The sequence below is a fragment of the Amycolatopsis sp. NPDC058986 genome, assembly GCF_042741125.1.
In the GTDB taxonomy this organism is placed as follows: Bacteria; Actinomycetota; Actinomycetes; order Mycobacteriales; family Pseudonocardiaceae; genus Amycolatopsis.
Genome location: NZ_JBHYJW010000023.1, coordinates 125,350 through 131,554 on the forward strand (window position 1 = coordinate 125,350; position 6,205 = coordinate 131,554).

The following is a 6,205-nucleotide window of genomic DNA, read 5'->3' on the forward strand; positions in this document are numbered from 1 at the left end:
GCCGTCATGCGGATCGCGATCGCCGAGGACGACGCCCTGCTCCGCGAGGGACTCGTGTTGTTGCTGGGCACTGAAGGTTTCGAGGTGACCGCGGCGGTCGACAATGCCGAGGACCTGCTGACCGCTGTCGACGCCGACCCGCCGGACGTGATCGTGGTCGACGTCCGGATGCCGCCGACCTTCACCGACGAGGGCCTGCGCGCCGCGGTGGAGGCGCGCCGCCGTCATCCGGGGCTGGCGGTGCTGGTGCTCTCGGCGTACGTCGAGGACAGCTACGCCGGTGAACTGCTGGCCGGCGCCGGGACCGGCGGCGGAGTCGGCTACCTGCTGAAGGAGCGGGTCGGGAAGGTCGCGGACTTCCTGGAGTCGCTGAACCGGGTGGCCGCCGGGGGCGCGGCGATGGACCCCGAGGTCGTCGCGCAGCTGCTGGTGCGCCGCAAGGCCGACGACCCGATCCGCACGCTCACCCCGCGTGAACGGGAGGTGCTCTCGCTGATGGCCGAGGGACATTCCAACGCCACCATCGGGGAACTGCTCGTCATCGGCGCGGGCGCGGTGCACAAGCACATCGGCAACATCTTCGCCAAACTCGGCCTGCCCAGCACGGACGGCGCCGGGCACCGCCGGGTGCAGGCCGTGCTCACCTATCTCCGCGCCTGACGCCGGTTCTCGTGGTCGGGTGGGCGTCGTGACCCCCATCCACGACACTCACCCGACACGAAACGCTCCGGGCCCCCGCCTGGGATCACGGGAACCGGCGCGCCGCACACATCGTCATCGGCGGAACAGGCAATCGACAACCTTTTTGGCTTCCCCTAAAATTTTGCGCGGCGACACAGCCGAGACGACGCCGGGAGCCGCGTGCTCAGAATCCATCTCACCGACGCGGATCTCGGCGGCCTGCGGTTCGCCGAGAGCCCGGCACCGCTGCTGGATTCGGTGCTGGCACTGAGCGAGCGCCTGTGTGCCCCTCCCGGCCGCCGCGCGGCACTGCCCGCCGAAATCGGTCCGCTGCTGTCGATGGTGAACGCGCAGGCACGCGGTCCCACCTTCCTCGACCCGCTCGTCGCGGACGCCGAGCACGGTTTCTCGCTGGTGGACGCGGCACCACGCGCGGTGCTGCGGTCCGAGCTGGCCCGGATCTGGCCGCCGGACCGCGCGATCCCGCTGTGGGTCCGGAATCTCGCAGACGGCGACGCCGAGGAACGGCGGCTGGTCAACCGGGCGTTGCGGGCCTGGTACCGGCGGGACGTCCTGCCCCGGCGAGATCGGCTCGACGCCGGGTTCCGCCAGGACATCGCAGTGCGGGCGCCGGCGTTCCCCTGGCATGATGCCGCGACCGCGTTCGGTTCGCTGCATCCCGGGCTCCGCTACCACGACGGCGTGCTGACGCTCGCCCACCCGAAGGAAATCGACGTCACTCCCCACGGCGCCGGAATCGAGCTGATGCCTTCGGCGGTGTGGTCCGGCCGCCCGCTGTTCATGCACCCCTGGCGCGACACGAACCGGCACGTCCTGATCTACCCCGCCCGGCCCGCCTTCGACGTCATCGCCCGCCGGCCGGCACGCGCGCTGGCCAGGCTGCTGGGGCCGACCAGGGCCGCGGTTCTGGTCGCGCTGCGGCAGCCCCGCACGACCGGCGAGCTCGCGCGGCTGGCCGGTATCAGCGCGCCGTCCGCCTCCCAGCACACCGCCGCGCTGCGCGACGCCGGGCTCGTCGTCAGCAGGCGCACCGGCCGGAGCGTGCGGCACGAGCTGACCCCGCTCGGCGACGCCCTCATAACCGCCAACGACGAGCCGACAGCGGATCTCAGCCCTGGTGCTTCCACCTGAGAGTGACCTCGAACCGGCGAATCGCGCCAGTTCGCGCGCACCTGCTCCGCACTGTCCACAAAGGATTTCCAGCCAGTCGCCGGGTGTGCTGCCGCGGCGGACGTTTATTCCGGGCCGGAACAAGAAATCCCTACGAACGCCGGGTGCGGGAGCGGATGACGCGGCAATAAAATGCCGTGTCCCCGTTCCCCGGTAAGCCAGTTCACCTCGGCCCGGTTGATGTCTCGGCAGTTCGGCGGACTGAGTCGTGGGCGGCGAAGTGGAGTCCCGATGTCACGTCGCTTTTCTTTGACAAGCCTGTTCATCGCGTTGACCACGGCGATACTCGGACTGGTTCCCACGAGCACCAGTGCGACAGCCGACGACGGTCCGATCACCGCCATCGTCGGTGGCCGCCCAGCGAGCGAGGCGTATCCCTTCATGGTTTACGTCGGTGGTTGCACCGGATCGCTGATCAAGGCCAATTGGGCGATCACCGCCAAGCACTGCCCGACGCCGTCCTCGGTGCGGGTGGGCAGTAATGACCGCACCTCCGGCGGCACCGTCGTGCGCGTGACCCGCGGCGTCAGCGACCCCCGGGATGACGTGAAACTGCTGCAACTGGCGAACTCGGTGCCGTATGCCCCTATTCCTGTCGCCACGGACTCGGGGCCGGCGGGCACCCCCACCCGGATCCTCGGCTGGGGCCAGACCTGTCCCCAACCTGGTTGTGGCAGTGCTCCGCGGATGAACCAGGAACTGGACACCTCGATAGTCGCGGACCAGCAGTGCGGTACCGGAGCGACCGAGATCTGCACCGACAACCCGAACAGCGGTGGTGACTGCTACGGCGACTCCGGTGGCCCGCAGATCAAGAAGGTGAACGGTGTCTGGCAGCAGATCGGCACCGACAGCGCGGGAACCACCGACAACTGTGGTGAGGGACCGTCGATCTACGTCGATATCGCCAGTAGCAGCGTGCGTACCTGGATCAGCCAACAGGTGGGCGGGCTCTGAGCACGAGTAGCCGAAGGGGACTTTCCTCTCGTGGGGCGAGACGAAAGTCCCCTTCGCCTCGCTAGTGCGCGGCCTCGTTCCAGGAGCGGCCGTAGCCGACGGAAACCTCCAGGGGCACGGCGAGCGCGTAAGCCGAGCCCATCCCCTCACGCACGAGCTTCTCGAGCTCGTCACGCTCGCCCTCGGCGACCTCGAGCACGAGTTCGTCGTGTACCTGGAGCAGCACCCGGCTGCGCAGCTTCGCCTCGACCAGCGCGCGGTGCACGTTGAGCATGGCGACCTTGATGATGTCCGCCGCGCTGCCCTGGATGGGCGCGTTCAACGCCATCCGCTCGGCCATTTCCCGCCGCTGCCGGTTGTCGCTGTTGAGGTCCGGCAGGTAGCGGCGGCGCCCGAAGATCGTCTCGGTGTAGCCGACCTTCGCGGCCTCGCCCACCACCGAGTGCAGGTAGTCCCGCACTCCGCCGAACCGGGCGAAGTAGGCGTCCATCTGCGCCTTGGCCTCTTCGGTGGAGATCCGCAGCTGCGACGAGAGCCCGTAAGCCGACAGCCCGTACGCCAGGCCGTACGACATCGCCTTGACGCGGTAGCGCAGCTCCGGCGTGATCTCCTCGGGCGGCAGCGAGAACGCCCGCGACGCCACGAACGTGTGCAGGTCCTCGCCGCTGTTGAAGGCCTCGATCAGCCCCTCGTCCTGCGACAGGTGCGCCATGATCCGCATCTCGATCTGGCTGTAGTCCGCGGTCATCAGCTCCGCGTAGCCCTCGCCCACGACGAACGCGTCCCGGATGCGGCGGCCTTCCTCGGTGCGCACCGGGATGTTCTGCAGGTTCGGGTCCACAGAGGACAGTCGCCCGGTGGCGGCGATGGTCTGCTGCAGCGTGGTGTGGATCCGGCCGTCGTCGGCGACGGACTTGATCAGTCCCTCGACCGTGGTCCGCAGCTTCGTGGCGTCCCGGTGCTCGAGCAGATGCTGCAGGAACGGGTGCTCGGTCTTCTCGAACAGGCCCTGCAGTGCCTCGGCGTCGGTGGTGTAGCCGGTCTTGGTGCGCTTGGTCTTCGGCATGCCCAGCTCGTCGAACAGCACGACCTGCAGCTGCTTCGGCGAGCCGAGGTTGATCTGCTTGCCGATCACCGCGTACGCCTCTTCGGCCGCCTGGGTCACCCGGCCGAGATAGTGCGCCTCCAGCTCGGTCAGCTGCTCGATGTCGACCGCGATCCCGGCGATCTCCAGCTCGGTGATGACCTCGAGCAGCGGGAGTTCCAGCTCCGCGAGCAGGCCGGTGCCCCCGGTCTCCTCGACCTCCTTGGCCAGCGCCACCGCCAGTTCGGCGATGGCCCGTGCCTTGACCAGCTCGTCGGTGATTTCCTTCTGCTCCAGGCCTTCGGCCCCGCCGTCGAGCAGCGACAGCTGGCCGTCGTCACCCGCGGCCTCGGACCGCAGCTCCCGCTGCAGGTACCGCAGCACCAGATCGTCCAGCTCGAAGGTGCGCTGGCCGGGCCGCACCAGGTACGCGGCCAGCGCGGTGTCCATCTCCAGCCCGGCGACGGTCCAGCCACGCGCACGCACAGCGTGCAGCGGCACCTTGAGATCGTGGCCGATCTTGCGGACCTTCGGGTCCGCCAGCCACTCGGCGAGCGCCTTGTCGTCGGTCTCGTCCATCCTGGTGACGTCGAGGTACGCGCCCTCGCCGTCCGGCGCTGCGAAGGCCATCGCCTTCAGATCCGACCGGACCGACGCACCGGTGGTGCGGAAGGACACCGCGACCGGCTTCTCCCCTTGCGCGTGCGCGGACAGCCAGGCGGCGAGCCCACCCGGCGCGAGCGCGCTCCCGCTGACCTCGAATCCCTCGTCCGCCTCGGGCTCGGCACTGCTGAGCGTCGCGAACAGCCGGTCACGCAGGACGCGGAACTCCAGCTCGTCGAAGATCCGGTGCACCGCTTCCCTGTCCCACGGCCGCAGCTCCAGACCGGACGGCCCGACCTCGAGCTCGACGTCGCGGATCAGCTCGGTGAGCTGCCGGTTGAGCGACACCGCCGTCAGATGCGCCCGCAGCGCGTCGCCGACCTTGCCCTTGACCTCGTCGACCCTGTCGATCAGCTCGCCGAGCGAGCCGAACTGGCGGATCCACTTCGCCGCGGTCTTCTCGCCGACGCCGGGAATACTGGGCAGGTTGTCCGACGGGTCGCCACGCAGCGCGGCGAAATCCGGGTACTGCCGGGGCGTGAGCCCGTACTTCTCCTCCACCGCGTCCGGGGTGAACCGGGTCATCTCCGACACCCCGCGCTTCGGGTAGAGCACCGTGACGTGCTCGTTGACCAGCTGCAGCGCGTCGCGGTCGCCGGTACAGATGAGCACGTCGAAATCGTCCGCGACCGCCTGGGTGGTGAGCGTGGCGATGATGTCGTCGGCCTCGTAGTTCTCCTTGGTCAGCGCCGGGATGTTCAGCACCCCGAGCACCTCTTCGACGAGGCCGACCTGCCCCTTGAACTCGTCCGGCGTCGTGCTGCGGTTCGCCTTGTAATCGGCGTAGGCCTCCGAGCGGAAAGTCTTGCGGGACAGGTCGAACGCGACGGCGAGGTGCGTGGGCGCCTCGTCGCGCAGCAGGTTGATGAGCATCGAGGTGAACCCGAAGACCGCGTTCGTGACCTGCCCGGTCTTCGTGCGGAAGTTCTCCGCGGGCAGGGCGAAGAAGGCACGGTAGGCCATCGAATGGCCGTCGATGAGCAGCAGTTTCGGCCGCGCACCGGTGGTGGCGGTTCCTGTGGCGTTGGCTACGGTTTGGTTCTCACTCGGGCTCACGGGAGCGAGTCTAGGCTGAGGGTCCGACACTCTTACGTGTCGCATGGGTATAGGAGCATTGTGTGACGAACCACCAGGGCAGCGAAGCCCTCCAGCCGTTCCAGGGTGTCGACCCCGCGGTCGCCGACCAGCAGCTCAACGACAAGATCGGGCTGGAGATCCTCGAGCTGACGCCCGAGCGCGTGGTCGGCACGATCCCGGTCAAGGGCAATCTGCAGCCGTACGGCCTGCTGCACGGCGGCGCGAACGCCGTGCTCGCCGAGGCGCTGGGCTCGACGGTGGCCGCGCTCAACGCCGGGGCCGACCGGGCCGCGGTCGGGCTGGAGCTGTCCTGCACCCACCACCGCGCCGTCCGCTCCGGGCTCGTCACCGGCGTCGCGACCCCGGTGCACGTCGGGCGGAGCAACATCACCGCGGAGATCGTGCTGACCGACGAGCAGGGCCGCCGCACCTGCACCGCGCGCCTCACCTGCGCCGTACTGAGCGCCGCCCCGGGGTCCTGACACACGTTCCCTTAAGGCCACCTTACGGGCGTCAGACGCCCGTAAGGTGGCCTTAAGGGCATTTCGGGGA

At 69.1% G+C, this 6,205-nt stretch carries 5 protein-coding genes; 4 read left to right on the forward strand and 1 reads right to left on the reverse strand.

Going from position 1 to position 6,205, the window contains the following annotated elements; translation table 11 throughout:
- Positions 1–6 precede the first annotated feature (6 nt).
- The 3 genes from ACFW0G_RS21510 to ACFW0G_RS21520 all read left to right on the forward strand — a co-directional run bounded on the left by ACFW0G_RS21510 (position 7) and on the right by ACFW0G_RS21520 (position 2,829).
- Complete coding sequence (locus ACFW0G_RS21510; protein WP_378327111.1) at positions 7–660, forward strand: response regulator; 654 nt, start codon at positions 7–9, stop codon at positions 658–660.
- A 201-nt stretch (positions 661–861) separates the two neighbouring features.
- Complete coding sequence (locus tag ACFW0G_RS21515; protein WP_378327112.1) at positions 862–1,833, forward strand: ArsR/SmtB family transcription factor; 972 nt, start codon at positions 862–864, stop codon at positions 1,831–1,833.
- Positions 1,834–2,103: 270 nt separating this feature from the next.
- Positions 2,104–2,829 (forward strand): S1 family peptidase, encoded by a 726-nt coding sequence (locus tag ACFW0G_RS21520; RefSeq protein ID WP_378327113.1) that lies wholly within the window; start codon positions 2,104–2,106, stop codon positions 2,827–2,829.
- Between the two features lie 61 nt (positions 2,830–2,890).
- On the opposite strand, the gene polA is transcribed toward ACFW0G_RS21520, so the two are convergent.
- Positions 2,891–5,632, reverse strand: coding sequence for a DNA polymerase I (gene polA / locus ACFW0G_RS21525; RefSeq protein WP_378327114.1), 2,742 nt, complete (start codon positions 5,630–5,632; stop codon positions 2,891–2,893).
- A 62-nt stretch (positions 5,633–5,694) separates the two neighbouring features.
- Between polA and ACFW0G_RS21530 the strand changes: the two genes are divergently transcribed.
- Entirely contained in the window at positions 5,695–6,135 is a 441-nt protein-coding gene (locus ACFW0G_RS21530; RefSeq protein ID WP_378327115.1) for a PaaI family thioesterase, read from the forward strand.
- Positions 6,136–6,205 lie beyond the last annotated feature (70 nt).